Source organism: Deltaproteobacteria bacterium (genome assembly GCA_022340465.1).
In the GTDB taxonomy this organism is placed as follows: Bacteria; Desulfobacterota; Desulfobacteria; order Desulfobacterales; family B30-G6; genus JAJDNW01.
In genome coordinates this window covers 1-3661 of sequence record JAJDNW010000019.1, presented here as the reverse complement: position 1 = coordinate 3661, position 3661 = coordinate 1, and the positions used below count along the sequence as shown (strand labels likewise).

Annotated in this window: 3 protein-coding genes; all 3 read right to left on the bottom strand. The window is 58.0% G+C overall.

Features of this window, described 5'->3' with window-relative positions; all coding sequences use genetic code 11:
- Positions 1 to 15: 15 nt before the first annotated feature.
- On the bottom strand, positions 16 to 861 hold the full coding sequence (locus LJE94_03105) for a PEP-CTERM sorting domain-containing protein (protein MCG6909097.1): 846 nt from the start codon (positions 859 to 861) through the stop codon (positions 16 to 18).
- Between the two features lie 8 nt (positions 862 to 869).
- Positions 870 to 2906 (bottom strand): TonB-dependent receptor, encoded by a 2037-nt coding sequence (locus LJE94_03100; protein ID MCG6909096.1) that lies wholly within the window; start codon positions 2904 to 2906, stop codon positions 870 to 872.
- Between the two features lie 18 nt (positions 2907 to 2924).
- A partial coding sequence (locus LJE94_03095; GenBank protein MCG6909095.1) for a DUF4465 domain-containing protein occupies positions 2925 to 3661 on the bottom strand: 737 nt, incomplete at its 5' end.

Here is a 3661-nt window from a genome sequence, read left to right as displayed (position 1 = left end):
GGTCAGGGGTATGGCTTACCTTCGGATAGATTGGATGAAACAGCCCTGCGCGTCGCCGAACCCGGCCTCACCCGCTTCCTGCGGGGCCTCGGGCGAATCCCACTCGCCTTCGGGGTAAGGGGCGCCGTTGGACACACCCACGGCATCCAGGTCGAATCCGGCGCTGCGGTAGGTGGGATAAAGGTCGTATATCACACGGCCCGACGTGTCCAGGCAGGTGCCGTCGCCCACGATATCGATGATTCTGACATGGGTAATCGCCGTCAGGTCGACATCCCCCTGGCGTACTTCCGGCAGGTCTGCCAGTTGCTGCAGGTCGAAGGGCGTCCCATAGGCCTGCCGGTACTTCCCGGCCAGGCCGTCGATATTGGTCGGGTCCAGGCTGCCGAAGCTGGGGACCGGATCAGATGTCAGGGAGGCATTTTCGAAACGCACGAAGGTAATCCCGTCGGAAGACACTTCCACATAGGCCAGTTCCAGGAATGAATCTTCGAATCCGTTTTCGAAAACGGCAAAGTCCCACCCCTCTCCGTCACTGATGGGCGGGTCAAAGGTCAGCGTAATTCGCCCCCCCGCTCCCAGCGACACCACGTCGAAGGACGTTCCCACCGCCTTTCCCAGGGCCTTGTCCGGCGTCTGCCACGTACTGTCGACATTTTCCCCGATTTCGTAATCCACGTAGCCTCCCGCCCACTGTACGAAGGCCTCCGCTTCCATGTAAATGGCATGGGACCCTTCAACACCCGCCGCCGGGCGGTAAGGGCCTGCGCTGACAGCGGCCGCGGCGGCAACCTGCCATGCGATGGCCGCAGCAAAAAGCCATCTGTATTTCCATCGATCTTTACGTTGGGGTTCAGGCATTGTTCGCCTCACAGGCTCCACGACAGGCCGGCATACGCATTTCTCCCGGGCATGGGGTAATACGCCTCGCTGTAAGCCACGGTGGTGTACATCTCGTCGAACAGGTTGTTGATACCGGCAAACAGTTTGAAATTGCCAAAAAGATACGTTGCCCGCGTGTCGATCACCAGGTAGGGATCGAGTCTCTCGTAGGTCGAGTTGTCGATATCGTTGCCGTCATAGCGGTATCCGACGAAAGTTCCCGTTACCGACAGTGTCAACGGGTCGACGGCACGCCACTCCACGCCTGCCGCTGCCATGTTCTTCGGCACCAGCGGTACGGCGGTATTCTCCTCCTCGAAGCGGGCATTGGTGTAGGTATAGTTTCCCCAGAGGGAGAGGGACCGGCTCATCTGGTACCTTATGTCCATCTCGACGCCCCGGCGAATGGTCCGGTCGTCGTAATTGCGGTTGACCTCGCTGTAGTAGATCTCATCCTCGATAACCAGGTTGAAGAAAGTGGCACTCAATTCGAGCTTGTCCCTGAAGCGGAACCTCCCCCCCAGGTCCAGGTGCAATCCCTCCTGGGGGCGCAGGTCGCCGTCGGACTCGGCGAGTTCATCCACGTTCGGTATGCGAAAACTCGTGGCACAACTGGCAAACAGATTGATCTCTTTGGAGTAGATGTAGGTCAACCCGATATCCCAGGCATCGTTGTACCAATCGGCGGTCTCCTCTTCACCGTTTACCCAGATCTTGCCTTCAGGATAGGACACAAGCCGGTCCGTGCGATAGCGGCCCTCATAACGGTTCCCCCGGTATCCCAGGTTGAAAAGCAGCGCCTTCGTCAGAGACCACCGGTTGTTGATGAAAAATCCCAGGCTTTCGGTGCGGCTGTTCTTCCGCGGCCCGTCGGGTGCTTCTTCGCGTACATAGTCGACAAAGTAGTGATCGAGCCCCAGAAGAAGGCTGTGCTGCCTCGAAAACAGTCGGTAGCCTTTGTTATAGGTAAGTAGCCATGTTTTGTCGAACTCATCGATTTCAGAGACCTGATCCTCCCTGTCGATAAGCGGGCTGTATCCGATGGTGAAATCGTTATTCCTGTCCCGGTAGCTCCTGACGATTTTCAGGTAGCCGAAACTTTCATTTTCGAATTCGATGGTGCCGGACAGCCGGTTGTCTTGGGTTTCACCGCTGTCATCCGGGTAGGCCGTCCCGATCCGGTCCGATTTCGAATCGACGTCGTCGATGCTCACAGGGCCCGGGAGCCCGTATTCATCCTGGTGGTGCGAACCGGACAGGGAAACCGTCAGATAGTCTCCGAAACTGTAGCCCAACGAGCCGGCGGCATCCCCCTTTTGCAGGCCGCCGTTGTCCCGGTAGCCTTCCGAATCGTAGTAGGCGCCGTAGAGGCTGTAGCTCAAATCCCGGTGCCCGCCCCTGACCGAGGCCCAGGTGTCCAGGGTCGCGTAGCTGCCGTAGCTGGCCGAGGCTTTGACATCCGTCCCCAGCATGCCCTTTTTGGTTACGATGTTGACGACACCGCCCACGGCACCGTCGCCATAGAGCACACCGCCGCTTCCCCTGACCACTTCGATGCGTTCGATCCGGTCGAGCGAAATGGAGGCCAGGTCCGCTCCGGAAAGATCCGGGGAGTTCAACTTGACGCCGTCCACCATGATCACTACGTTGCTGACAGCCGTGGCGCCCATCCCCCGCATATCCACGACGGCCTGCCTGTCGGTGCCCTGAAGGCTGCGCGCGTTGATCCCGACCTCCCGGTCCAGGAGGTCGATGAGGTTGTCGCTGGGCGCCTCCTCGATGTCCTCGGCCGTTATCACCGTGACGTTGCGGGGTATCTTTTCGACAGGCGCCGCCACTTTGCTGGCGGTGACGACGATCTCGTCCAGCTCCATTTTGGGCTGGGTATCAGCGTCCTCTTCCACACCCGTACCGCTCGCCCCCCCCGCGGCATAGACCGGGATCACGCCCATGAGCGTCAACATGAAAACCGTCAAAAGGAATTGCAGGACTATACCACGTATGTCGGCTTTGGGTGTCATCATATGAACCGCTTCAGGCTGCTAATAGAGCGCTCTGTCCAGTGCATCGATGAAGCAGCCGATCTGCCCGCCATCATCGCCATCGTGGGGGCCATTTTCCTCAACGCCCTCATTGCCGCTTGCAGCTTGACCATATTGAATACTGTCGATGGCAAAATATGCCGGCGTGTTCATTCCAAAGACAAGATCATTGTCGGATGACGACAGTGAAAATTCAATGCTTTTAACATCCCCGAGGCTTTTCAGGTCGACAAGGGTCCAGTCGTCGACGATGTAATCTTCCGCATTGTCGGCAAAACGGTAATCAGCCAGATAGAACGCCACCGTCCCCGTGGTGTTGCCGCCCATATCCTTTCCCGTGATCGTCAGCAGAAAATAGTCAGGGTCATCGCCGGTGTCGCCGCCAAACTTTTTGGCGGCGAAGTATCCGTCACGAATGGCGAGGTATGCGTAGGTCGTGTTGGTGATGTAACAACTTGCCACCGACACCTCATCATCGAAGGTGATTGTGGGCACGGTTTGCTGGTACCCCTGATAGGCGACGCCGTAAATAGTGGAGCTGCCCTCGCCGGATCCCGCGATGGCACTGCTCTCGTTCGTATAGCCGCTTGTGGTTGTATCCGTCGTATTGGAGTAGGCAAAGCCTTCCCAATAGGCGCCATAGGTGTCGTCGAACATGTTATTAAAATCGGCGCCACCGCTTGAAAAGCCTCCGGCCTTGTCGGAACCGTTGTAATAGGTTTCCGGAGCAAGGCTCA